The 25,134-nt window shown below is 70.5% G+C and carries 18 protein-coding genes; 4 read left to right on the forward strand and 14 right to left on the reverse strand.

Translation table 11 applies throughout. The features are described 5' to 3' along the window. Positions 1 to 70: 70 nt before the first annotated feature. The 6 genes from OIC96_RS12520 to OIC96_RS12545 all read right to left on the reverse strand — a co-directional run bounded on the left by OIC96_RS12520 (position 71) and on the right by OIC96_RS12545 (position 10,161). Positions 71 to 1,609 carry an RNA polymerase sigma factor gene (locus tag OIC96_RS12520; protein ID WP_330307750.1) on the reverse strand — a complete coding sequence of 513 codons (1,539 nt, stop codon included), beginning with the start codon at positions 1,607 to 1,609 and terminating at the stop codon, positions 71 to 73. Between the two features lie 429 nt (positions 1,610 to 2,038). Further along, positions 2,039 to 2,926, reverse strand: coding sequence for a FadR/GntR family transcriptional regulator (locus OIC96_RS12525; protein WP_330307749.1), 888 nt, complete (start codon positions 2,924 to 2,926; stop codon positions 2,039 to 2,041). A gap of 162 nt (positions 2,927 to 3,088) precedes the next feature. Next, positions 3,089 to 4,849, reverse strand: coding sequence for an ABC transporter ATP-binding protein (locus OIC96_RS12530; RefSeq protein WP_330307748.1), 1,761 nt, complete (start codon positions 4,847 to 4,849; stop codon positions 3,089 to 3,091). Between the two features lie 123 nt (positions 4,850 to 4,972). After that, positions 4,973 to 5,731, reverse strand: coding sequence for an NUDIX hydrolase (locus OIC96_RS12535; protein ID WP_327432220.1), 759 nt, complete (start codon positions 5,729 to 5,731; stop codon positions 4,973 to 4,975). Positions 5,732 to 5,862: 131 nt separating this feature from the next. Next, positions 5,863 to 7,824, reverse strand: coding sequence for a glycogen debranching N-terminal domain-containing protein (locus OIC96_RS12540; protein ID WP_330310315.1), 1,962 nt, complete (start codon positions 7,822 to 7,824; stop codon positions 5,863 to 5,865). Between the two features lie 681 nt (positions 7,825 to 8,505). Beyond that, on the reverse strand, positions 8,506 to 10,161 hold the full coding sequence (locus tag OIC96_RS12545) for a DUF4192 domain-containing protein (protein WP_330307747.1): 1,656 nt from the start codon (positions 10,159 to 10,161) through the stop codon (positions 8,506 to 8,508). Positions 10,162 to 10,294: 133 nt separating this feature from the next. Here OIC96_RS12545 and OIC96_RS12550 point away from each other — a divergent pair, with 133 nt between their 5' ends. Together OIC96_RS12550 and OIC96_RS12555 are read left to right on the forward strand one after the other, a co-directional pair. Next, positions 10,295 to 12,499, forward strand: a complete 2,205-nt coding sequence (locus tag OIC96_RS12550) for a RecQ family ATP-dependent DNA helicase (protein ID WP_330307746.1) — start codon at positions 10,295 to 10,297, stop codon at positions 12,497 to 12,499. 223 nt (positions 12,500 to 12,722) lie between these two features. Beyond that, positions 12,723 to 13,355: a hypothetical protein gene (locus OIC96_RS12555; protein ID WP_330307745.1), complete on the forward strand. Its 633-nt coding sequence runs from the start codon at positions 12,723 to 12,725 to the stop codon at positions 13,353 to 13,355. A gap of 375 nt (positions 13,356 to 13,730) precedes the next feature. On the opposite strand, the gene OIC96_RS12560 is transcribed toward OIC96_RS12555, so the two are convergent. From OIC96_RS12560 to OIC96_RS12570, 3 genes are all read right to left on the reverse strand, one after another. Continuing rightward, positions 13,731 to 14,357: a hypothetical protein gene (locus OIC96_RS12560; RefSeq protein WP_330307744.1), complete on the reverse strand. Its 627-nt coding sequence runs from the start codon at positions 14,355 to 14,357 to the stop codon at positions 13,731 to 13,733. A 68-nt stretch (positions 14,358 to 14,425) separates the two neighbouring features. Next, positions 14,426 to 15,127, reverse strand: coding sequence for a ribonuclease HII (locus OIC96_RS12565; RefSeq protein ID WP_330307743.1), 702 nt, complete (start codon positions 15,125 to 15,127; stop codon positions 14,426 to 14,428). Positions 15,128 to 15,293: 166 nt separating this feature from the next. Continuing rightward, complete coding sequence (locus OIC96_RS12570) at positions 15,294 to 15,905, reverse strand: TetR/AcrR family transcriptional regulator (RefSeq protein WP_330307742.1); 612 nt, start codon at positions 15,903 to 15,905, stop codon at positions 15,294 to 15,296. Positions 15,906 to 16,077: 172 nt separating this feature from the next. On the opposite strand from OIC96_RS12570, the gene OIC96_RS12575 reads away from it, so the two are divergent. Further along, positions 16,078 to 17,634: an MFS transporter gene (locus OIC96_RS12575; RefSeq protein WP_330307741.1), complete on the forward strand. Its 1,557-nt coding sequence runs from the start codon at positions 16,078 to 16,080 to the stop codon at positions 17,632 to 17,634. Positions 17,635 to 18,063: 429 nt separating this feature from the next. On the opposite strand, the gene OIC96_RS12580 is transcribed toward OIC96_RS12575, so the two are convergent. From OIC96_RS12580 to OIC96_RS12590, 3 genes are all read right to left on the reverse strand, one after another. After that, a complete protein-coding gene (locus tag OIC96_RS12580) occupies positions 18,064 to 18,993 on the reverse strand; it encodes an ADP-ribosylglycohydrolase family protein (protein ID WP_330307740.1) in 930 nt (309 codons plus the stop codon). Positions 18,994 to 19,005: 12 nt separating this feature from the next. Continuing rightward, positions 19,006 to 19,665 (reverse strand): histidine phosphatase family protein, encoded by a 660-nt coding sequence (locus tag OIC96_RS12585; RefSeq protein ID WP_330307739.1) that lies wholly within the window; start codon positions 19,663 to 19,665, stop codon positions 19,006 to 19,008. Between the two features lie 104 nt (positions 19,666 to 19,769). Further along, positions 19,770 to 20,375 (reverse strand): DUF4937 domain-containing protein, encoded by a 606-nt coding sequence (locus tag OIC96_RS12590; RefSeq protein WP_327432209.1) that lies wholly within the window; start codon positions 20,373 to 20,375, stop codon positions 19,770 to 19,772. Between the two features lie 155 nt (positions 20,376 to 20,530). On the opposite strand from OIC96_RS12590, the gene OIC96_RS12595 reads away from it, so the two are divergent. Next, the gene (locus tag OIC96_RS12595; RefSeq protein ID WP_330307738.1) at positions 20,531 to 21,064 is read left to right on the forward strand and encodes a TerD family protein; all 534 of its coding nucleotides are present in this window, start codon (positions 20,531 to 20,533) and stop codon (positions 21,062 to 21,064) included. Between the two features lie 132 nt (positions 21,065 to 21,196). Here the strand turns inward: OIC96_RS12595 and OIC96_RS12600 are convergent, their stop codons facing one another. Together OIC96_RS12600 and OIC96_RS12605 are read right to left on the reverse strand one after the other, a co-directional pair. Beyond that, complete coding sequence (locus OIC96_RS12600; protein ID WP_330307737.1) at positions 21,197 to 21,886, reverse strand: DUF6215 domain-containing protein; 690 nt, start codon at positions 21,884 to 21,886, stop codon at positions 21,197 to 21,199. Positions 21,887 to 22,102: 216 nt separating this feature from the next. Further along, the gene (locus OIC96_RS12605; RefSeq protein WP_330307736.1) at positions 22,103 to 25,006 is read right to left on the reverse strand and encodes a vitamin B12-dependent ribonucleotide reductase; all 2,904 of its coding nucleotides are present in this window, start codon (positions 25,004 to 25,006) and stop codon (positions 22,103 to 22,105) included. Positions 25,007 to 25,134 lie beyond the last annotated feature (128 nt).

The following is a 25,134-nucleotide window of genomic DNA, read 5'->3' on the forward strand; positions in this document are numbered from 1 at the left end:
GCACTCCGCACACGCGCTGAGGGCCCGGCTCCCCTTCGGGAGTCGGGCCCTCAGCGACGGACGGCGAGACCTAGTCGAGGTAGTCGCGCAGCACCTGGGAACGCGACGGGTGACGCAGCTTCGACATCGTCTTGGACTCGATCTGGCGGATCCGCTCACGCGTCACGCCGTACACCTTGCCGATCTCGTCGAGGGTCTTCGGCTGACCGTCGGTGAGACCGAAGCGCATCGAGACGACGCCCGCCTCACGCTCGGACAGGGTGTCGAGAACGGAGTGCAGCTGCTCCTGGAGGAGCGTGAAGCTGACCGCGTCGGCCGGGACGACGGCCTCGGAGTCCTCGATGAGGTCACCGAACTCGCTGTCACCGTCCTCGCCCAGCGGGGTGTGCAGCGAGATGGGCTCGCGGCCGTACTTCTGGACCTCGATGACCTTCTCCGGGGTCATGTCGAGTTCCTTGGCCAGCTCCTCCGGGGTGGGCTCGCGGCCCAGGTCCTGGAGCATCTGGCGCTGCACACGCGCGAGCTTGTTGATGACCTCGACCATGTGCACCGGGATACGGATGGTGCGGGCCTGGTCGGCCATGGCGCGGGTAATCGCCTGACGAATCCACCAGGTGGCGTACGTGGAGAACTTGTAGCCCTTGGTGTAGTCGAACTTCTCGACCGCGCGGATCAGACCGAGGTTGCCCTCCTGGATGAGGTCCAGGAAGAGCATGCCGCGGCCGGTGTAGCGCTTGGCCAGAGAGACCACCAGACGGAGGTTGGCCTCCAGGAGGTGGTTCTTGGCGCGGCGGCCGTCCTCGGCGATGATCTCCAGCTCGCGCTTGAGCTTGGGGGCGAGCTTGTCGGCGTTGGCCAGCTTGTCCTCGGCGAACAGACCGGCCTCGATGCGCTTGGCGAGCTCGACCTCCTGCTCGGCGTTGAGGAGGGGGACCTTACCGATCTGCTTGAGGTAGTCCTTGACGGGGTCGGCGGTGGCGCCTGCCACGGCCACCTGCTGGGCAGGCGCGTCGTCCTCGTCGTCGTCGGAGAGGACGAAGCCCTTGTTCTCGGCCCCTTCCTCCTCCTCTTCGCCGGGCTTACCGGCGCCCGGGATCTCCTCGGCGGCCTCGTCGTCGACGAGCTCTGCGTCGTCCTTCTTGGCGGTGGTCTTCTTGGCCGCCGTCTTCTTGGCGACCGTCTTCTTCGCGACGGCCTTCTTGGCGGTCGTCTTCTTGGCGGCGGACGTCGTGGACGCGTCCTCAGCCGGATCACCGGCGACGGGCGCTGCCGACGCGGCGGTGGCGGTGGCCTTCTTGGTGGTCACCGTCTTGGCCGCCACCGTCTTGGTGGCGGTGCGCTTGGCCGGACTCTTCGCTGCGACGCTCTTTCGGGTGCGCTTGGGCTCCGCGGCACTGACCATCAGCGTCACACCCTCTTCCTCGAGGATCTGGTTGAGGCTGCGCAGTACGTTCTTCCACTGAGTGGCCGGAATCTGGTCAGCTTCGAAGGCCCGACGCACGTCATCGCCGGCGATCTGCCCCTCAGCCTTTCCCCGCTCGATGAGCGCCATGACAGAGACGGACTCGGCGATCTCCGGCGGGAGCGTACGGGATGTGCTGGCCGACACGAACAACCTCTCGGAACGTTGGAAAACGGCTTCCGGCCCTATCCATTGTGGACAGGAACCGACGACCGCCGACTTGGGGATGGGCCGACGGCGCGGGCGGGGGCCGGGAAGATGCACAGCGCCGCAAACGGCGTCCGTATTCCCTCCTCGGCTGTCACCTCTTAGGTCATCGCGCTGTTCCGAAGAGCGTTACGCCCAATCTGCGTGGCCCGAGTCACACCCCGTAAGCGCTCAAAAGCGGCCAGATACGGTCAGAGGAGGTCAGCCGGCGGACTCATCGCCGCAGCCGACAGACTCACCGCCCCTTCGCACCGCCGGACCCCGCCAGGTCCCAGAAGGATCCGACGGGGTCCGACGGGCGATGGTTCGCCGGCCAAGCGATGCCAGGAGAGGACACACGCCCCCGACCGCGCCGCCCTCGGTGCGCGGTCAGTGCTCGCGCGGCGCGGGCACCACGCGCTCCACCTCGGGGTGGACGGTAAGCAGTTGCCGCATGGCCGCCTCGGCCCCGGCCCCATCGGCCGCGGCAAGGGCGTCGACGATGCGGGCGTGGTGCGCGATGGAGGCGTCGTTCGGCCGGTCACAGCCTGTGACGGGGCCGCCGGAGACCTGGAGCGCGGCCGACACGATCCCGGAGAGATGCTCCAGCATCCGGTTGCCCGCGAGCTGGATGAGCAGCGAGTGGAACTCGGCGTCGGCCCGCGAGAAGGTGAGCGAGTCACCCTGCGCCATGGCGTGGCCCATGATCTCGACCATGTCGGCGAGCCGCTGCTGGACCTCTTCGCGCCCATGCCCGGCCGCGAGGCGCGCGGCAAGCGGCTCGATGGTCCAGCGCAGCTCGCTCAGCTCGCGTCGCTGGTCGTCGCGCTGGGGGCCGAAGGCCCGCCACTCGATGATGTCCGGGTCGAGGAGGTTCCAGTCACTGACGGGGCGCACGCGCGTGCCGACGTTCGGGCGGGCGCTGACCAGTCCTTTCGCCTCCAGGACGCGAAGCGACTCGCGCACGACGGTGCGGGAGACCTCGAACCGCTGGCCGATCTCCTCGGGGACGAGCGGGCGGTCCGCGCCCAGGTCACCGGAGACGATCATCTGGCCCAGCTGCTGGACGAGTTGGCCGTGCAGCCCGCGTCCGCGGCTGCCCGCGGCGCGTCGGCCCACACGGCCCAGCTCCGGGTCCGCGCTCTCCCACGCGGGGACGCCCACACGGTCGGCGCCAGGAGCCTCGGCATACGGGTAGCGGTCGAGTTCGCCCGGGCCGGCCAGGCCGGAGTCTGCGGAGCGGGCGGCGGTCATCATGGTCTGCGCAAGGGTACTCACGGATCCTTTGTCGGCGCTGGCTCCAACTCCCTTGAGGTCTTTGGTGAAAAGCACACGAAAGGGTGATCGCTCACCCCGTCGCAATTGACGCCTTATCGGAAAGAAATGGGCGTTCTTCGGGGAGTTGTGCGCACAGCGGAAACGGAAGGGCGCGGACGGTCGTCATCGGACCCTGCTCCGCAGGGTCGTGAGCAGATATGCGCAGAGCAGGGCGGTCAGCGACAACATCAGCGCACCGCCCACGGGTTGGGCGAGCACCCGCACCCCGGCCGCCAGATAGCGCTCACCTCCGAACGGCCACTGCATCAGCACCAGCTCGCGCAGCCTCCAGGGGAACCCTGCCGCGGTCCGCACAGACGGCCCCGCCAAGGCCTTTTGTACGAGCGGTACGACGACGATCGGCACCGCGAGCACCGCGGCGAGCCCGGCGGTCGTGGACCGGAAGATGCCTGCGGCCAGCACACCCGCCCAGGAGCAGCCCACCACGAGACCGATCCAACTGGCGCCCAGCGAAAGCCAGTCCGAGGGAACGTCGGTGAGCTCCCGTCCGTAGACGAGGTAGAGCACTTCGAGGTCGCATCCCAGGGTGAGGAAGGCCAGCATCAGCGCGGTCGTCGAGGCGACGAGGAGTTTGGCGGCGAGCAGTCCCAGCCGGCGGGGGACGGTACCGCGGTCCGCGGCCAGGGCGGGGTGGCGGAACTCTTCGCCGAAGGCGATGGCGCCGAGCAGTCCCGCGCCGAGCGCGGCGGGTGGCAAGGGAAGTTCCCGTGGCCACGCGGCCAGGAGGCGCGGCTGTGGCGTGTGACCGATTCTGGCCAGGAGTACGGACAGGAGGGCCGAGGTGACGAGAACGGCGGCCGCAGTGAGATAGCCGGTGCCGACTCCGGCGGCGCGCCGCAGTTCGTAGCGCAGGGGACGCAGCGGGCTCGGGGCTTGTCGTACGGCGATGGGCGGCGGCAGCGGAGGCAGGGCGTTCGCGGCCAGCGTCTCGGCCTGGCGCGGCTCGCCGGCCTCAGGGGCGTCCCCCTCGCCGGACGGCGTTGAGACCGGCCCCATATCGCCGATCTCGTCGGCGAGTTGGTGCACGAGGATGCCGTGCCGGAAGGCGGTCTCGCCGACGTCGGCGCAGGTGCTGCCGTACACCGAGAGCCGGTTGCCCTCCTCACGTACGACCTCGACGGAGCGCTGTGCGGTGCGGGCCTCCTTGGTCAGCAGGGCGCTGAGCCGGACGGCGTGCGGGCTGCGGACGGCGACCCGGGGGCGGAGCCGGGTACGCGCGAAGTCCGCGGCCTCCTGGTCGGCGACGAGCCTGCCTTCCTCCAGCGTGACGACCTGGTCGGCGGTTCGCGCGGCCTCTTTGGGGTCGTCCGTGGTGAACAGCACGGTGCCGCCCTGGGCGGCGTGCGCGCGCAGAATTCCGTGCAGCCAGCGCCCTTCACGGGCGTCGAGTGTGTCGGCGGGGGCGTCGAGGACAAGGGTGTGCGGGTCGGACAGGAGTGCGCACGCCAGGCCCAGGCGTCGGTCCATGCCGCGCGAGAGCGTGCCCAGGCGTTCGTCCCGAAGGCTGACGAGCCCGACCACTTCGAGCACTTCGTCCGCGCGTCGCACGGGCACGCCTGCGGCGGCGCACAGCATCCGGAGCTGGCCGCGGACCGTCCGCGCCGGATGGCCGGGCACCTCGCCCAGAAGCACGCCGACCTCACGCGACGGATGGGCGATCCGATGCAGCGGGCGGCCTCTGAAGTAGGTGATTCCGCGACCTTGTTGAAGTTCGAGCATGAGCTTCAGCGCCGTCGTCTTGCCTGCGCCCGGCGCTCCGAGGACCGCCGTGACACGGCCCGCACGCGCCTCGAAGGACACGTCGTCGACGGCGGGCGGAAGCTCCTTGCGAGGGTTGCTGGTCAGTCCGATGGCCTGGATCACTCTCAGCAAGATAGCGCGACATTTCCGGTTTTCCGGGCACCTTGAGGCTCGCCTCGGCAGGCCTCACACCTCCTGCGAGCACACCCCGGCCCTCACCGCCGGTTCCCGCCTCCCCCGCCCTGGTCAGACCTCGGGGCGCAGCATCGGCGGGTTGAGCAGCGTGGCACCGCCCGCGCGGAAGAGCTGGGCGGGGCGACCGCCCTGGCGCGTGGTCGTACCGCCCGTGGGCACCAGGAAGCCCGGCGTGCCCGTCACTTTGCGATGGAAGTTGCGTGGGTCGAGCGCCACGCCCCACACCGCCTCGTACACACGGCGCAGCTCACCGACAGTGAACTCGGTCGGGCAGAAGGCGGTGGCCAGCGACGAGTACTCGATCTTGGACCGGGCGCGCTCGACGCCGTCCGAGAGGATCTGCGCGTGATCGAAGGCCAGAGGTGCCGCCTGTTCCCCGTCGCGCCCGTAGCCGCCCTGCTGCAACAGCTCCTCGACAGGCGCCCAGCGCGCGCTGTTGGCGTCGCCGCCGGCCCGGGGCGCCGGCAGATCAGGAGCAAGTGCGAGGTGGGCAACGCTGACGACGCGCATCCGAGGGTCGCGCTTGGGGTCGCCGTATGTCGCCAGCTGCTCCAGGTGCGCGCCGTTGTCCTGTGCGGGCGCGGACGGGTCGTGGGCGCACAGCCCGGTCTCCTCGACCAGCTCGCGCGCCGCCGCCTGGCCCAGATCCTCGTCGGGCCGCACGAAGCCGCCGGGGAGCGCCCACCGCCCTTGGAACGGCTGCTCGCCCCTCCGTACCGCCAGCGCGCACAGGGCATGGCGGCGCACGGTCAGCACGACCAGGTCCACGGTCACGGCAAAGGGCGGAAAGGCCGACGGGTCGTAGGGCATGCCGCGATCATAGTCGTCTGCCTGACGATAAACACTCCCTTCGTCAGCCGCATCCACGGTTGATCCACGTCCGTCCGATACGGCGCCCACGGGCTGCTATGGGGCGCCGTCCATGGACGCTCCCCGCAAGGTCACACCCCCAACTGCAGTCCGTCGGCGGCCTCCTCGACCATGGCGAGGCCGAGCCTGCTGACGCGTACGGAGAAGGGGGCACCCGAGATCCGCAGTCCCGTCAGCCCGATCTCCCCCAGCGGCGCACTGCGGACCGGACGCAGCGTCACCGTTCCGGCCGGGGCGTCGGGGCGGATCCCGGCCAGGGAGGTGAGCAGCAGCACCCCGGCGGCCGCTGCCGTGGCCGCCGGTCGGCAGGCAGCGGGATGGGGCAGCGGGGCGCTCCCTTCCGTGCGCTGCTCCCCCGCGTACATCTCCGGCAGCCTGTGCCCGAAGGCCTCGGCCGCCGCCAGTACGCCCCGCAGCAGCGAGCTCGCCTCCTTCTCGTAGCCCGCGGCGGCCAGCCCCGCGACGGCGATCGCCGTCTCCTGGACACGCACGGCACCACCACGGTGGCCGAACGGGCTGTACGCCGCCTCCTTGGCCCCCAGGCTGCGCAACCCCCAGCCCGAATCCAAGGCCGGACCGCCGAGCAGCCGCGCGAGCTGCTCGGTCTGCACTTTGTCGAGCAGACCGGGGGCCAGTACCCCGGACCCGAGCAGACCGGTGTCGAGGAGGTGGGCGGTGCCCGATCCGAGGTACGGCACGAGGCGCCCGTCCGGGGCGCGGGCGGCCGCCGGTCTGCCGCCTGCCCGGTCTTCGACCCAGAAGTCGTCGCGGAACGCCGTGCGCAGCTCTTGGGCCCACTGCCGCAGCCCCGCGCCACCTGGCCGACCGTGCGCGTCGAGCAGATCCGCGCCCAGGAGTGCCGCCCGGTGGGCGTGCGCCTGTGTCTCGCAGCGCAGCGGCCCGCCGGGGTGTGGGTCGGGCAGATAGTTGCCGTCGCCGACGGTGGTCCGCAGCCAGGTGAGGCACCGCTCGGCCGTGGGCAGCAGCTCCTCGACCTCCTGCTGCGCCAGTCCCCAGCGCCGGGCCTCCGCGAGGAGCACGGGGAAGAGCAGGGTCGCCTCGGTCGCGGTGCAGCCCGGTGGCAGATGCGGCCCCCCGTCCCGGCGCGGGCCGGGAATCAGACCGGACCGCGCTCCCGGTCCGGCGAGTTGGGTGCGGGCGAGAGTTCGCAGGGTGCCCGCAGCGAGGCGGGTACCAAGCGGCAACGTCATCCGTGCCGCGACAAGCGCCTCCGCCGGTGCCAGGCCGCACCGCCAGGGAGCCCCCGCCGCGAGATGCGGGTCGGACGGGTACCGCGGGTCGCGCAGCAGCAGCGCCTGGAGGTCCTCCACACAGGTACGCAGGAGTGGCCGGACCCTCGGGTCGTCGCCCGCCGCCCGGGCCGGGGCGAACGGGCTCGCCGCGCCGCGTCCCGCCGCTCTGATGGGTCCCGCACCGTCCGGCCGTACGCGCAGCTCCACGCTCCGGGTGCCGCCCGGCGGCAGTTCGAGCTCCCAGCGGAGCAGTCCCGCGGAGGCCAGGGCGTCGGTGGGCGGCGGGTCGGCGGTGACGGCCGAGTGCCCCGTGGCGCAGGACCACCGCAGGCCGGAGTCGTGGACAATGGCGGGCAGTTCGGGCCCGGCTCGGCCCGAGGCTACCGAGCCGAGTTCCGCGAGATCCGTACCGAGGGCGACCTCGACGGGCAGGTGGAGGGTACGAGGGGCCGCGCTCTGCAGGGTGATCCGCTCGGTGCCGTCCGCGTACCGGGTCCGTTCGACGAGCACGTCCGGATCCGGGCCGGCGTCGGGGGATGCGCGCAGCGTCCCCACGAAGCGGGCTTGGTCGGCCGCCACCATCCGGGCCTGCACAGCGAGCGGTTCCCGGCCCGCGACACTCACCTGGCAGCGGGAGAGCATACGCCGCCCCGCCCGGTAAAACCCCTCCAGCCCCCGGCCGGTCAACTGCCCCTGCTCCGTGGAGATCGCCAGGCCTGGCAGGGCGACACAGATCAGGGCCGTGTGGGCGGGCGGCAGGTCCACGGTCCGGCGCCACATGGGAAGCGACGCCTGGGGAGCCACGGGACCGCCCGCCCCCGTGAAGGAGGCCGAGCCGCTGTCCCTTCCCGCGATCGGGGCCGACGGGTCGCCCCGACGCATGGCGGGCTGCGCGATCCTTCGCAAGGGCGGAAGGTCGCCGTCGGGGGCCGAGGAGGGGTTGGGCAAGGGCATGAGGCAGCTTCCTCCGCGCTCGGTGCGCCTTGAGCGCGCTCGGCGCCGGGTGGGGGGCTCCGTAGGGTCGGGGGCGTTGCGGCGGCGCGACCCGGCCATGGGTTCCGCCACTCAGGTGAACGGAGCGGCCCCGCCCGGGGTCACGCCCTCGGCCGGGGAAGCCGACCGAATGGCGGTGGGGTGGCGGGCATGCCACGCGCCCGCTCGGCGGACGCTCGGTGCGCACGCGGAAGCCGACGCCGGCGTTTGGAAGCACGCGCCGCTTGGCATCCACGGGAGGGAAGTGCCGTTCGCCGTCGATGCGGCGGGAACGGCGCCCAGCCTCCGCGCGGCGAGAGCAGCGGTCCCCAGCGGCTCCGTAGGAGTCGAGCCGCCACGCGACGCCGCGCCTGGACGAACACTTCCCCCAGGGCACCCCACTCGCCCACCCCTGAGCGAGTCCCCGCACCAGCGCCGGGCACCCGCTCGCCGAACCCGAGCCGCCCCGCCCCACCCCCGTCCCGGCACTCACGCGTCCTCCCCCGCACCCTGCCGATCGCCGTCCCGGCGCGCCCGTGGCCGACCGCTCGTGCCCTCGGCCGCGCGCCCCGGTCCGTCCCCGGCGGGCGAGACCTCATCGGCGGGCCTGCGTCGGCGATCGCTCGGTGTCCCAGGGCCGCGTCGGCTCGGACGCACTCCGCCGTTCCCTGCCGGGCGCGGCCGGCGTCGGCGCCGGGTGGCGACGCCGGGCAGCCGGGGACCAGGTGTCGGTTCAGCCGATGTGAGCGGCGCCGTGGGACCGGCAGGCTCCTCCGCTTCCGGGGCACGGCCGGTGCGCTCCGCGCGCAGGCAGCGGCGGATGGACTCCGGGTCCAGGCCCTCGTTGCACGCTTGGTGCAGGAGGCGAGCGAAGAGGTAGTCGGGATCGGCGCCGAGCGCCATGGCGAGGGCCTCTCGGGCCTCCAGTTCGTCCCCCGTGGACCAGGCGACCCATCCGGCGAGCGTGAGGGGTGCGGCGGCGTGCTCGCGGTAGGGGCCGACGCAGCGGCGGGACAGGGCCCGCCACAGGCGCAGGGCCGGGACGGCCTCGTCGCCTTCCATCCACTCCGCGGCGCGGTCACGGGTAGTGCGGTCCTGGAGGCCGAGGATCAGCGTGGCGGCTTCCTCGTGTTCCAGGAGTCCGTCGTCGCGCAGGTCGGCCGGACGTGTGCCGGACACGGGTGGAGCGTCGGCTAGGCGTCCGATGATCCGCCGGGCCAGTTCGAGGGCTTCCTCCGCCACCTCCGCGCGACTCTCGCCGTCCAGGATCCTCGGGACCAGAGCCATGCTCGCCATGTCGAGCGCGACCTCCTGCTCCTGCGCGGCCGCCGACTCCCAGGGAAGGAGCCTGGCCGTCAGTTCCCGCAGGGATCCGCGTACTTGAAGGCCCGCATAGGTCGCGGCGGCGGCCAGGACGGACGTTCCGGGCAGCCCCATCGACTCGCCCTCCGGCGGACAGCAGCCCTGGCCCGGGCAGGTGTACGACCAGAAGCGACCGTCGGAGATGCAGAGCGCCTCGATCACCGGGACGTCGAGGCGGCCGCATGCCGTGCGCAGCAACTGCGCGAGCGGGCGCAGTCGCTCCATGACCTCCCGTCCCGATTCACCGCTGCCCGGTTCCTGGCAGAGGTACGCGACCATGCTCTCGGGCCGGGAGCCTCTGCGCTCGCTTCCCTTCACCAGGCCCTGCGCCAACTGCTCGGCCACGGACGGCCAGTCCTCCGCGTGGGCGGGGATGCCGAGCCGCGCACGGCCGCCGAACCGGCCGCGCCGCTCCCGGTCGTGCAGGGCGACCAGCACGATGCTGTCCTCGGGCCGGTACCCGAGCAAGTAGGGCAGCGCGTCGGCCAGTTCGGCCGGTGTGCGCAGGGTGACCTGATGCTCGCCGCCGGGAACTCCCGGGCCTCCGGGAGTGCCGGGAGTCCTGGTGACGCCGTGCCCCGCGCACGCGGTGTACTCGCCCTGGCCGGAATGCCCGCCGGGCAGCTCGTGCCCTTCGTCCCCGGACCGACCGCCTGGCCTCCTCTGCCCGTGGCGCTCCCCACCTCCGCCGCACATGTCGTGCCCGTCATGCCCGCCGAGCCCGCCGAGCCCGCAGATGTCTTCGTCGCCGGACCTGCCGGCCGCTTCGTCGTGATTCGTCATGCCGTGACCATCCCGCGGATCACAGAATTCCGCTTCGACCTGTGGATAACTCCGACCATGACCACGACAGAAGATGTCCACAGTTCGACGGGCACGTTCGCGCGATGTCCGACCCATCGGGTTGCATGGGGCCATGACCAACGAAGACCCGCGACCCACGGCCACCGAAAATCTGCGCGACGCGGTCGATGAAGACCTGCGTACCGCGGCCGATGCCGTACTGGCCCGCCTCGTCGGCGCCCGGTCGGGCGAGGCCCGGCTGCGCGAGGACCAGTGGCGCGCCATCGAGGCGCTGGTGGCCGACAAGCGCAGAGCCCTGGTCGTTCAGCGCACGGGCTGGGGCAAGTCCGCGGTGTACTTCGTCGCGACCGCGCTGCTGCGTGAGCGGGGCGCCGGACCCACGGTGATCGTCTCACCGCTGCTCGCGCTCATGCGCAACCAGGTGGAGGCGGCCGCCCGCGCCGGAATCCACGCGCGGACGATCAACTCCTCCAACACGGAGGAGTGGGAGACGATCCAGGCCGAGGTCGCCGCCGGCGAGGTCGATGTTCTCCTGGTGAGCCCGGAGCGGCTCAACAATCCCGACTTCCGCGACCAGGTGCTCCCCAAGCTGGCCGCGGCGACCGGCCTGCTCGTGGTCGACGAAGCGCACTGCATCTCCGACTGGGGCCACGACTTCCGGCCGGACTACCGCCGGCTGCGCACGATGCTCGCCGACCTCCCGCCCGGCGTCCCGGTCCTCGCCACCACCGCGACGGCCAACGCGCGCGTGACGGCCGACGTGGCCGAGCAGCTGGGCACCGGAGCCAGCACGGACGCGCTCGTCCTGCGCGGTCCGCTGGACCGGGAGAGCCTGAGCCTCGGCGTGCTGCGGCTGCCCGACGCCGCCCACCGGATGGCCTGGCTGGGCGAGCACCTGAACGACCTGCCGGGCTCGGGCATCATCTATACGCTCACGGTGGCCGCCGCCGAGGAGGTCACCGCGTTCCTTCGCCAGAGCGGGTACACGGTGGCGTCGTACACAGGGAAGACGGAGAACGCGGACCGCCAGCAGGCCGAGGAGGACCTGCTCGCCAACCGCGTCAAGGCCCTGGTCGCCACGTCCGCGCTGGGCATGGGCTTCGACAAGCCCGACCTCGGATTCGTGGTGCACCTGGGCTCACCCTCCTCCCCCATCGCGTACTACCAGCAGGTGGGGCGCGCGGGCCGCGGTGTGGAACACGCCGAGGTGCTGCTCCTGCCGGGCAAGGAGGACCAGGCGATCTGGGAGTACTTCGCATCGATCGCCTTCCCTCCGGAGGAGCAGGTGCGCCGCACTCTGGACGCCCTGGCCGGGGCCGGCCGGCCGCTCTCGCTGCCCGCCCTCGAGCCGCTCGTGGAGCTGCGCAGGTCCCGTCTGGAGACCATGCTCAAGGTGCTCGACGTGGACGGGGCGGTGCACCGGGTCAAGGGCGGCTGGATCTCCACAGGCACTCCGTGGACGTACGACACCGAGCGCTATGCCTGGGTCGCCAAGCAGCGGGCGGCCGAGCAGCAGGCGATGCGGGACTACGTCACGACGACCGGCTGCCGGATGGAGTTCCTGCGGCGGCAGCTGGACGACGAGGGGGCGGCGCCGTGCGGGCGCTGCGACAACTGCGCGGGAGCGCGGTTCGAGGCGTCCGTGTCCCCCGCGGCACTGGACGCGGCCAACGGCGAGCTCGGCCGCGCGGGCGTCGACGTCGAGCCCCGGAAGATGTGGCCGACGGGGTTGCCCGCGGTCGGCATCGAGCTGAAGGGACGTATCCCGGCCGGCGAACAGGCCGCTCCGGGGCGCGCTTTGGGTCGACTCTCGGACATCGGCTGGGGCAACCGGCTGCGACCGATGCTCGCACCCCAGGCCCCGGACGGACCCGTACCGGACGATGTCGCCAAGGCTGTGGTCGGTGTGCTGACCGACTGGGCGAAGGGACCCGGCGGCTGGGCCTCGGGACAGCCCGACGCGCAGCCGCGCCCGGTCGGCGTGGTGACCGTGGCTTCCCGTACGCGGCCGCAGCTGATCCAGTCCCTCGGTGCCCGGATCGCGGAGATCGGTCGGCTGCCGCTGCTGGGGTCCGTGGAATACGTCGGTGAGGCGTCACCGATTTCCCGGAGCAACAGCGCCCAGCGGCTGAAGGCGCTCGACGGGGCGCTGACCGTCCCGCCGGAACTGGCCGCCGCTTTGAAAGAAGCGGGCGGTCCCGTACTGCTCGTGGATGACGCGACGGAGACCGGCTGGACACTCGCCGTGGCCGCGCGCATGCTTCGCCGAGCCGGTGCGCAGGGGGTGTTGCCGCTGGTCCTCGCCGTGCAAGCGTGACTCACGCATCGCTGGGCGAAACACTGGGCAGGGATATAGGCGACGCATCGCCTGAAAACGGTCCGTGGCCCCAATTGCTCGTTGCCGCAACCAAGTTCGACAGGAAGAATTGAGGTCCGCTCCCCGCACGGCTCGCCCGTGGTCCGGTAGGGCTCTGCTGCGGCGTGCGCTCCCCCAAGTCCGACCCCGCCCGCAGTGTGGGCGCGTAGCCGAAGGGAGGACCGTGACCTTCGGATTCGCTCCGTCCTCGGCGGCATCCATGTCGACGTCTGCCGACCTGTCCGCCGCTTCCACCAACCCGCTGACCCGGATGCTCGAACCCGCCGAGTGGGCCTCCGCCGGGATTCCGCTGCTGCGCAATCCCCGAGAGGTCGTCAGCGGACTGCACGCCCGGCACCGGCCCAGGCCCTCGACCGCGGTCGTGGCTGTCCTCGATCCGGACGAGCGGCTGGCGGCGAGCGCCTCATTCATCCGGCGTCCGGCTCCGGCCGACGGCTGGATGTTCCGCAACGCGCTGCTCGCGCAGCTGCGCCGGGTCATCCCGCACGACCTGCGGCGCCGCACCCCGGTGCGTACGGCGGTGCTGCTCTACTGCCGTGACGGCGACGCGCGTTGGACGGAGGAGGACGGGGCGTGGATGTGGGGGTTGCGGGACGCCTGCACACTCCACGGGCTGCGCTGCGGGGCCTACATCACCCTGACGCGTGACGGCTGGCAGGTCCTCGGCGAGGGCCGCGGTGGACGCCGCCCCAACACGGACTCACCACCGGAGTTCTTCGCGGGCGAGGCGCTGCCGCCACTGCCACGCACCGGAGGCGTCGCGTCGGAGGTTCTGCGCCGGGCAGCCGCCCGCTGAAACGCCGCCCCTGAGTCGCTGAACCAACCGGTGGAGAGCGCGGACCACGCATCCCACCGCACGGCCGTGCCCACCGCACACCGGGCAGCCGGGCAGCCGGGCAGCCGGGCAGGCAAGCGTGAGATGACCCAGCGGTGGTTCAGCGATGGACGGGGCACCGCCACGCAAAGGCCCGCTCCAGGGCCGTACAACAGACGTACGGCACAGGCGACGGACACACGACACACGCGAGGGGCGTGCGGCAAAGCGCCACCCCCCTCGTACGGGGATACGGGACGCGCCACAGGCAGGCCGAAACGCCCGCCGTGCAGGTGCCGCCGCAGCGGCACCCTCAGCGTCCCCCCGAACGGATCCCGGACGGCGTCCGGAACCCGCTCAGACCCCCGCGCCCAGCACCGAGTTGATCTGCTGCGGGTCGCCGCAGACGATCAGCAGGGCGCCGGCCCGGCCGAGGGCCAGTGGCAGCGCGGTGGCGGCGGCGGTGTCGGGACCACCGTTGACGGCGACCACGACCACGGGACGGGACGCGGCCCGGCCCGCCACGGAGGCGTCGGCGTAGAAGACGTCGTCGCCCGAGTCGTGCTGCGCCCAGTACGCGGCCTCGCCGAAGGAGAGTTCGTGCGCGGCCCACGGGTGCGGTTCGCCGGTGGTGATCACCAGCACCTCACCGGGGGCGCGGCCCGACTCCAGCAGCAGGTCGACGGCTTCTTCGGCGGCGTCCAGCGCTCCCTCGGCCGAAGCCGGGATCAGCTGGATCTGCGGGGTGGCGGCAGCGGGTGCGGCCGCCGGGGCGGAGGGTCCCGGCGAGGCCGCGACCGGCTCACGCGGGGTGCGTTGGGCCGGCATCGGCCGGACAGGACCCGGACGGCCGGGACGCGGCGGAGCCGCGGGACGGGGGCCGGGTACGGGACGGGGGGTCGGCGCGGTGCGGCCACTGGCCGGAGTCGCGCGGGGACCCTGGGCACTCTCGTGAATCTGAGGCTCCTCGGGAATGAGAGGCATGAGCTGATATCTATCAAACGCCGGTGCGACTCGCGTCGGCGGGTGGCACATGAGTGCGAGCGGAACCGTCAGAAATCGAAGCCGAGCTGGCCCTCGATCTCCGGAACGTTTCCGTTCGCCCAGCTGCGGACCTTCTTGAGGTGCCGCCACTGGGGCAGCGCATCAAGATACGCCCACGACAACCGGTGGTACGGGGTGGGGCCCCGCTCCTCCAGCGCGGCCTTGTGGACCGGCGACGGGTACCCGGCATTGGCCGCAAAACCGAAGTCTGCATGGTCGATGCCCAGTTCGGCCATCATTTTGTCGCGCTGAACCTTGGCGATCACCGAAGCCGCCGCGACGGCGACGCAGGACTGATCGCCCTTGATCACCGTACGGACCTGCCAGGGAGCACCGAGATAGTCGTGCTTCCCGTCGAGGATCACCGCGTCGGGACGGACCGGCAGCGCTTCCAGTGCACGCACGGCCGCCAGTCGCAGCGCGGCCGTCATCCCCAGGTCGTCGATCTCCTCCGGAGAGGCATGCCCCAGGGCGTACGACGTCACCCACTTCTCCAACTCCGCGGCGAGCGCGGTACGCCGCTTGACGGTCAGCAGCTTGGAGTCGGTGAGCCCTTCCGGCGGACGGCGCAGTCCCGTGACGGCGGCGCAGACGGTGACAGGGCCGGCCCACGCACCGCGGCCCACCTCGTCGACACCGGCAATGATCTTCGCTCCGGTCGTGGCGCGGAGGGAGCGCTCGACGGTGTGGGTCGGTGGTTCGTACGGCATGGCGCCCTCAGCCTACGCCGCCCGAAGGCCCTCGCGACACCCCGGTTTCCCCGAGCGACCGGGGTGCTCGCATCCGGGTCCACCAGGGTGTCCGCGTCGGGGTCCGTCAAGGTGTCCGTGGCAGGGTCGACCAGGGCGTCCGTACGAGGGTCGATCAGGCGGCCCGCTATCGCAGCAGCGGGACCATCAGCTGGTCGATCATCTCCTCCAGATCCCGCTCGCTCCATTCGCTCGCGCACACCTTGGAGCGGTACATCATCATCGCCGGGATGGCGTCGAAAACGTAGGCGTTCGCGGCGTCGGGACGCACCTCTCCCCTCTCGATTCCCCGGTCGATGACCTCTCGCAGCAGATGCATGGTCGGCTCGACGACCCCGCCGAGGATCACGCGGTGAAAGCGCTCAGCCTGAGCCACATCGCATTCGTGAAGCACTGAACGCAGCGCGAATCCGGGCTGCGAGTACATCGCCTCACGCACCCGCCGGCACAGTTCCAGCAGGTCCTCCCGGACACTCCCGAGGTCGGGCGCCTCCTCCGGGCTCGGCAGTCCGGCCTGGAGCGCGTCCGCGACGAGGTCCTCCTTGGACGGCCAGCGGCGGTAGACCGCGGCCTTGCCGGTCTGGGCACGCGCGGCGACGCCTTCCATCGTGAGGCCGTTCCAGCCGACCGTGCCGAGCTGTTCCAGCGCGGCCTCGAGGATCGCGCGCTCGAGTACGGCACCGCGTCGGCGCGAGGAGGCCGTCTGAGCGGGGGCGGCCGTCCAACGCGAAGTAACCATCTGACTGTCTCCGTTGTGCAGGGGAGCGGGATTTTCGGGGAGAGAAGAGCGATCGAGTTGACGCCATGCGGCAGCGACTTCAGTGAACGCTTGCGTTCACTGTTGGGGACTCACTACCGTTGACGCGGCAGTGAACGCGAGCGTTCACTAACGCACTTGTGGGGGACCCATAGTGACAACCTCTCAGTTGATTCAGGACCCAGAGCGCCCGAAGTCGGGAGTGGCCCGCCGGGAGGGGCATCCCGGCATCGCACTCACCGTCATCGCGGCCTGCCAACTCATGGTGGTACTCGACGCGACGATTGTGAACATCGCGCTCCCGCACATTCAAGACGCGCTCAAGTTCAGTACGACCGACCTGACGTGGGTGGTCAGCGCGTACACCCTCACCTTCGGTGGCCTGCTGCTTCTCGGCGCCCGAGCAGGTGACATCCTCGGTCGGCGCCGGGTCTTCATGACCGGCATCCTGCTGTTCACCTTCGCTTCGTTGCTCGGCGGACTCGCCCAGGAACCGTGGCAGTTGCTGGCCGCGCGTGCCCTGCAGGGCGTTGGTGGCGCGATCGCGTCGCCCACTTCGCTGGCGCTCATCACCACCACATTCCCCGAGGGCCCGGAGCGGAACCGGGCGTTCGCCGTCTTCGCCACGGTCTCGGCCGGCGGTGGAGCGATCGGTCTGCTCGCCGGCGGCATGCTCACGGAGTGGCTCGACTGGCGTTGGGTCCTCTTCGTCAACGTACCCATCGGTGTGCTGATCGCCGTACTCACGCCGATGTACATCAACGAGTCTGAACGCCACCCCGGGCGCTTCGACATCGCGGGTGCGCTCGCCTCGACAGCCGGAATGGCGTCCCTGGTGTACGGCTTCATCCGCGCCTCGGAGGACGGTTGGCGGGACAGCGTCACGATCGGGTCGTTCGGCGCGGCCGTGGTGCTGCTGGTGGCCTTCGGGGTCATCGAGACGCGGGCCAAGGAGCCCATCACACCGCTGAAGATGTTCGCCGACCGCAACCGCTCGGGCACGTATGTGATCATGCTGAGCCTGGCGGCGGCGATGTTCGGGATGTTCTTCTACATCGTGCTCTTCGTGCAGAACGTGCTGGGGTACAGCCCGATCTCGGCCGGTGTGGCCTTCCTCCCGGTGACGGTCGCGATCGCGGTCGGCGCGGGTCTGTCGCAGCGGTTCCTGCCGGTGCTCGGCCCCAAGCCGTTCATGCTCGTCGGCTCGACGCTCGTCGCACTCGGGCTCGGCTGGCAGACGTTCATCAGCCCTGACAGCTCGTACGTCGGCGGAGTGCTCGGCCCGATGCTGCTGTTCGGCTTCGGCATGGGCCTGAACTTCGTGACGCTGACGGTCACCGCGGTCTCGGGTGTCGCCCAGCACGAGGCGGGCGCTGCCTCGGGTCTGCTCAATGTCACGCAGCAGGTGGGCGGTTCGCTGGGCCTCTCCATCCTCACCACGGTCTTCGGTTCGGCCAGCCGTGACGAGGCGGAGAAGCAGATGCCCAAGTTCCTGACGGACGGCTCGCCCGAACAGAAGGCGGAATTCGCCAAGACCCACCAGCTGCCCGCTCCTTGGGGTCACCAGGTGCTCGCCGAGGGCATCTCGACGGCCTTCATTCCGGCGGCCGCGATGGCCCTGCTGGCCCTGATCACGGCCGTGCTGGTGATCCGGGTCCGCAAGAGCGACATGGACGCCCTCGCCGGCACGGCAGGCCCTGCCGGGGGCTGACGACGACACCGCGGAGGCCGGACCGGGCCCGGGGGAACCTGACGGCGAGCCCGCCGCTCTCCGGCCATCCGCAGGACGACCGGAGAGCGGCGGGCTCCCTGGTCACCGGCGGCACCACGAGCTTCCTCGGTACCGCCTGTACGTGATGAGCACCACGACCAGTCCGAGCCAGAGCCCTACGCTGTCCCGTCGACGCACGCCCGCCATGATCCACAGGCGGCGTGGCGGGCAGGGCGTCCCTGGGGCACGGCGCCCCAGGGGGTGCCGTCGGCCGGGCTGTGGCAGGCCCGTGGCAGAGACCTCGGCCGCACGCGTCGCCGCCCCTGAGACGGCCGCGGAGACGTCAGCCGGGGTTCCTCCGGATCCCCGGCCCTTGGGCCGCCTGAAGCGCCGTACGACCGCCCTGGGCGCCCCTCGGGCCGTACGCGCCTAGGCGCCGCTCGTCGTACGCCCGTACGCGGGACCCGAAACCCAGTCCGGCAGCCTCTCCGTACGCTCCAGCCACGTGCTCGGGGGCGCTCCCGCCTTCCCGGCGGCGACGACGCCGCCCACGATGGCGCAGGTCGTGTCCACGTCGCCGCCGACCTGGGCGGTGGCCCAGAAGGCCCCTTCGTAGTCACCAAGGGCCCGGGCCGCCGACCAGAGCGCGAACGGCACGGTGTCGTGCGCCGACGTACGCCGCCCACAGCCCAGTACTGCGGCCACGGTCGCGGTGTCCCCGTAGTCGAGCATGTCCCGGGCGCGCCGCAGCCCGGCGCCGACGGCGCTGCGCGGTACGAGCGCGATGACGCCGTCCAGGAGCGCCTCGGCCCTCGGCGGCCCCGCCGGGTCGGCCGCCAGTGCGGCGGCCGCGGCGACGGCCATGGCGCCGACCACGGCCTCGCGGTGCTGGTGCGTGGGGTACGCCGAGATCTCCGCCTGGTGCGTCGCCTGCTCCGGGTCGTCCGCGTACCAGGCCCCCAAGGGGGCGATCCGCATCGCGGCGCCGTTGCCCCACGAGCCCTGGCCCTTGAAGAGGGCGGATGCCAGCTCGCGCCAGTCGCCGCCTTCCCGGATCTGCCGCAGCAGGCGGTTGACCGCGGGCCCGTAGCCGCGGTCGAAGTCGTGGTGCTCGGCGAACGAGCGGGCCAGTTCGTCCTGGTCGATTCGGTGATGCGCGGCCAAAACGGCCACTACGGAGCAGGCCATTTCGGTGTCGTCGGTCCATTGCCAGGAAGGGGGCGGCAGCTCACGGCGCTTCAGCAGCGGGTAGTTCGCGGGCACGAAGTACTGCGAGCCCAGCGCGTCTCCCACCGCGAGTCCGCGCAGGCTGGCCAGGGCGCGGTCCAAGCGCCTGTCGGGAGAGGAGTCAGCGGTCATCGCCCTGCCACTCTATCCGGTGACTCCGTACGATTCCGGATCACGCCATTGCTCGAAAGGCCGGTCAAGCGTGTACCTGCCGTCCTCCCCCAGAACGAGCATTCGCGTCTCTCCGTTCCCAGGGTTCGACAGCGATTCGAATTCCGCGACCGTCCAGTGGAACCAGCGCATGCAGAACAGCCGCATGGCCAGGCCGTGGGTCACAATGAGCACGTTCGGCGGGTGGTCGGGGGCCTCGAAGCTCCGGTACAGGCTCTCCAGGAAGCCGCCCACCCGGTCGTACACGTCGGCACCGGACTCGCCCTGCGCGAAGCGGTAGAAGAAGTGCCCGTACGCGTCGCGGTACGCCTTCTGAAGGCGTACGTCGTCGCGGTCCTGCCAGTTGCCCCAGTCCTGCTCGCGCAGTCGCGGCTCCTCGCGCACCCGTACGAGTTCGGGGTCGAGGTGGAAGGCGCGGAACGTCTCGTGGGTGCGGCGGTACGGGGACACGTAAACGCTTACGCGCTCCCGTCCGAACAGCTCCCGCAGCTGTTTGCCCGTGTCCTCCGCCTGCTGCCACCCCTTCTCGGTGAGCGCCAGAGCGTGGTCGGGCTCGCGTTCGTACACGGTGTCATCGGCATTGCCCGCCGACTCGCCGTGCCGGACAAGGACGATGCGCCGTGGTCGAGCCATGCCAAGACCCTAGATCGTGTGAGGGCCGATCGAGCACTCGTACGGGCTCCATACGGCGTAGGTCACACGGTTCTTGCCCACCGGAACCACCGCGGACGGCCCCCTCAGACCGTCCAGCTGGGCTCCAGTTCCACGATGTCGCCCGCGAGGGCCGCGACATCGGCCTCGATCTGGGCGCGCAGCGCGAGGCGTTCCACTCGCTCGGCGCGGTACTTGCCGTGCTCCGCGGCCGACTGCCACATGGACAGGATCAGGAACTCATGGCCGGGTGCCTCACCGAACAGGCCCCGCACCATGCCGGGCGAGCCCGCCATCGCGGGGTTCCAGACCTTCTCCTGCATCAGCGCGAAGTGCTCCGCCCGCTCCTCGTGGATCCGGCAGTGGGCCACTCGTACCAGGTCGGCGTCCGTGAAGCGCGGCTCGAAGCCGGTTTTCACGTCGAAACGGTGATCGAACAGCTTGACCTGCGAGTCCTTGAAGGTGCCCGACTGCGCGGCGGCGAGCCGATCGTGGGAGCGGGCCATGAAGGAGTCGTAGAAGGCACGGCTTTCCCAGAAGGCGAAGATGTGCGCGACGCCGGACCGCCCCCGGCTCCATCCCCCGCCCTGTCCCCGGAAACCCGGCTCCCCCAGAAGCCCCGCCCACTTTCGCTGCCCCCGCTCGAAACCGCGGCGGTCGACCACGGTGCAGCGAATCCACTTGACCAGCACCGCGCCATCGTAAGGCCACGGAGCGTGGCGCCGGTCACGCTCCGGCGGAGTACATCCGCGCGAGCGCCCCGGCGTGCGTGGCACGATGGACAACCGGCCCTGATCGCAGGGTAGTTGGGCCAGGCAGCACATGGGGAACGGGGAGGGGAGATCTGATGAACGGTCTCAACAAGGGCATCCGCAAGGTTGAGTTGGCGGTGAAGTGGGATCCGAGTCCTGTCGGTGAGCCCGCGACCGATCTCGACATCATCGCGGCGACCTATCTGTCGACCGACCCGAACGAAAAGCCGGTCTACGTAGTGCACTTCGACAGCCGCTCGCCGGACGGCACCATCTATCTGAACCGGGACAGCAAGGACGGCAAGGGCTTCGGCTGGGACGAGGTCATGACGCTGGAGCTGGACCGCCTGAACAGCCGCTACGCGCGCGTGGTGGTCGGCGTCCTCATCCAACAGCGCGCCGGCCACAAGACGTTCGTGGGTGTACTCAATCCCGGCTTTCGCATGCGTGAGGGCTACACCGTTCTGGCGGAGGACAATTTCGGCGACGTCCTGGGAGCGACGGCCGCTACGGTCGGGGAGTTCGTACGCGACGACTCCGAAGAGTGGACTTTCCACCCCGGCATCCACGGCTACGACACGGACCCGGCGACCTTCGCCAGGGTCATGGGCAACCCTTCGGAAGCCTGAACCGCATTCCCTGGGGACCCCAATTTCCGAAACGGGCCTCTCCTTAGGACCGCGATAACGCTGAAGGGCGGCACGGCCGGTGGCCGTGCCGCCCTTCAGCGCTTCTGGTGAGCGCTCGGCGTGAGGGGCTCGTCAGCCGGCGGTCCAGCCCGGGATCGTCGGCAGCACCTTCTCGGCGACGCGGAACAACGCCGCGTCGTCGGGCGGTACGTCGTCCTGGCGCCAGATGTCGATCTCGAACGAGCCGCCGCCGTCCTTCGCGTTCCCGGCGACCAGCAGCCGGCGGGCGCTGCCGCCGGGGCCGCTGTCGGCCTTGCCGCCGCCGAGATTGAAGGTGATGGCGATGGTCCGGTCCGAGTAGAGGACCGCCGGGTGACCGAGGACCGTCTTCTTCTCAGCGCTCTCGCCCAGGTAGCCGATCGTGTCGGCGACCGGAAGATGGTCGTACGACGCCGAAAGCTTCACGGAGTAGGTCATCAGATCCACGTTGGCCTCGGGGGCAGCGATCTTGGTGCCGTCGGCGAGGGTGACCGAGCTCTTGCTGCCGCCGGCGGTCTCCGCGTGCTCGTCCGGCGTTCCAAGGAGCGCCGGAAGGTCCGGGCGGTTCAGCGCCGCGCACAGCTGTGCTCCCGAGACGTACTTCGACGACCGGGCGTCGTGCCCGCCCGAGCAAGCCGCCGGCCTGTCGTCATCCGCGTTGTGACTGGACGCTTCCTGCAGCCCCCACAGGACACCCGCGAGGCCTCCGACCATCACCACCGCCGCGACGGCCTGCGCCCCCGCGCTCATGCCCTTCTTGGATTCCCCGAGATCGCCGACCATGCCCCCACCCCGCCGTGCGCGCCCTGTGCACGCCCTGTGCGCGATGGGGGAGCCTAACCGGTGATCGTTTCGCGCGGAAATGAGAATTTCCCCGGGTTGTCGGACATGCGCGTGCCCTGGGCCGGAAAACGGCGAGGGCGGTGGAGCCCGGATATCAGCTCCACCGCCCTGACCAGCTAGTTCATCCGCCTAGCAGGCGTCCGACATCAGCCGCAATCAGCTGCAACCGCTGGTCGACCCGCACCCTTCGCAGATGTAGCAGGAACCGGCCCGCTGCATCTTCGTGCCGCAGGAGAAGCACAGGGGGGCGTCCGCCTGGATGCCCAGCTGCATCTCCACCAGTTCGGCACTGGTGTGGGCCTGCTTCGGGGCGGGCTCGGCCGCCTCGACCTCGGCCTTGGGGGTGGCGACCGCCTTCAGCTCCTGCGCACGGGGCGCGGACTGAGCCAGGCCCTCGACGTCGACATCGACATCGTCGAGAGACGGCTCGTACGAACCGGTCTCCAGGTGACGCTGACGCTCCTCGGCGGAGTGGATGCCGAGCGCGGAGCGCGTCTCGAAGGGCAGGAAGTCCAGCGCCAGGCGACGGAAGATGTAGTCGACGATCGACTGCGCCATCCGCACGTCCGGGTCGTCCGTCATGCCGGCCGGCTCGAAGCGCATGTTCGTGAACTTCGAGACGTACGTCTCCAGAGGCACGCCGTACTGCAGACCCACCGAGACGGCGATCGAGAAGGCGTCCATCATGCCCGCGAGGGTGGAGCCCTGCTTCGACATCTTGAGGAAGACCTCGCCGAGACCGTCGTCCGGGTAGGAGTTGGCGGTCATGTAGCCCTCGGCGCCGCCCACCGTGAAGGAGGTGGTGATGCCGGGACGGCCCTTGGGGAGGCGCTTGCGGACCGGGCGGTACTCGACGACCTTCTCGACCGCGGTACGGATGGTCTCCTCGGCCTTGGCCGTGACCTCGGCCTTCTCCTTCTCCTTGGTCTTCGCGGAGAGGGGCTGGCCGACCTTGCAGTTGTCGCGGTAGATCGCGAGCGCCTTGACGCCCATCTTCCACGCCTCGAAGTAGACCTCTTCGACGTCCTCGACGGTCGCCGTCTCCGGCAGGTTGACCGTCTTGGAGAGTGCGCCGGAGATCCAGGGCTGGATCGCGGCCATCATGCGGACGTGGCCCATCGCGGAGATGGAGCGCTCGCCCATGGCGCAGTCGAAGACCTCGTAGTGCTCGTGCTTGAGGCTCGGCGCGTCGATCACATTGCCGTTCTCGGCGATGTGGGCGACGATCGCCTCGATCTGCTCCTCCTGGTAACCCAGGCGACGCAGGGCCTGCGGCACGGTGCCGTTGACGATCTGCATCGAGCCGCCGCCGACCAGCTTCTTGAACTTGACCAGCGCGAGGTCGGGCTCAAGGCCGGTGGTGTCGCAGGACATCGCGAGACCGATGGTGCCGGTCGGGGCGATGACCGAGGCCTGCGCGTTGCGGAAGCCGTTCTTCTCACCGAGGTGCAGCACGTCCTGCCAGGCCTCCGTGGCGGCGGCCCAGATCGGCGTGTCCAGGTCGTCCACGCGGACGGCCACGGCGTTGGCGTCGGAGTGCTGCTTCATGACGCGCTGGTGCGGCTGCGCGTTGCGGGCGTAGCCGTCGTAGGCGCCGACGACCGCGGCGAGCTCGGCGGAACGCTTGTACGACGTACCGGTCATCAGCGAGGTGATGGCACCCGCGAGGGCGCGGCCGCCGTCGGAGTCGTAGGCGTGGCCCGTCGCCATCAGGAGGGCACCGAGGTTGGCGTAACCGATACCCAGCTGACGGAAGGCGCGGGTGTTCTCACCGATCTTCTGCGTCGGGAAGTCCGCGAAGCAGATGGAGATGTCCATCGCGGTGATGACCAGCTCGACGACCTTGGCGAAACGCTCGACCTCGAAGGACTGGCGGCCCTTGCCGTCGTCCTTCAGGAACTTCATCAGGTTCAGCGAGGCGAGGTTGCAGGACGTGTTGTCCAGGTGCATGTACTCGCTGCACGGGTTCGAGCCGTTGATACGGCCGGACTCCGGGCACGTGTGCCAGTGGTTGATCGTGTCGTCGTACTGGATGCCCGGGTCGGCGCAGGCCCAGGCGGCCTGAGCCATCTTGCGGAAGAGCTCCTTGGCGTCGACCTCCTCGATGACCTCGCCGGTCATACGGGAGGTGAGACCGAACTTGCCGCCCTCCTCGACCGCCTTCATGAACGTGTCGTTCACGCGGACCGAGTTGTTGGCGTTCTGGTACTGGACGGACGTGATGTCGTCGCCGCCCAGGTCCATGTCGAAGCCCGCGTCACGGAGGGCGCGGATCTTCTCCTCCTCCTTGACCTTGGTCTCGATGAAGTCCTCGATGTCGGGGTGGTCGACGTCGAGGATGACCATCTTGGCCGCGCGGCGCGTGGCGCCACCCGACTTGATCGTTCCTGCGGAGGCGTCGGCACCACGCATGAAGGAGACGGGACCCGAGGCGTTGCCACCCGAGGAGAGGAGCTCCTTGGAGGAGCGGATGCGGGAGAGGTTCAGGCCGGCGCCGGAACCGCCCTTGAAGATCATGCCCTCTTCCTTGTACCAGTCGAGGATCGACTCCATGGAGTCGTCGACGGACAGGATGAAGCAGGCGGAGACCTGCTGGGGCTGGGGCGTGCCGACGTTGAACCAGACCGGGCTGTTGAAGCTGAAGATCTGGTGCAGGAGGGCGTACGCCAGCTCGTGCTCGAAGATCTCGGCGTCGGCGGGCGAGGCGAAGTACTTGTAGTCCTCACCGGCCTTCCGGTACGTCTTCACGATGCGGTCGATGAGCTGCCTGAGGCTCACCTCGCGCTGCGGGGTGCCGACAGCACCGCGGAAGTACTTGCTGGTGACGATGTTGACCGCGTTCACCGACCAGAAGCCGGGGAACTCGACGCCACGCTGCTCGAAGTTGATCGAGCCGTCGCGCCAGTTGGTCATGACGACGTCACGGCGCTCCCACTCCACCTCGTCGTACGGGTGCACGCCGGGGGTGGTGTGGATGCGCTCGATGCGCAGTCCCTTGCTGGCCTTGGTTCCGCCCTTGGCGCGGGAACCTCGTGCCGGACCGCTCGCCGTCTCTGTCATGCCGCCTCCCTGTATCGGGCTAAAACGCCCTGAAGTGCCTCGTTCTTCCCGTGGCACGGTGTGTGTCTGATGCTGCGCGCGCCGCTCACGCGGCCCCGCGGAGCAGGTCTGTGGTCGCCGCCGATCAG

Source organism: Streptomyces sp. NBC_00775 (assembly GCF_036347135.1).
GTDB lineage: Bacteria > Actinomycetota > Actinomycetes > Streptomycetales > Streptomycetaceae > Streptomyces > Streptomyces lutosisoli.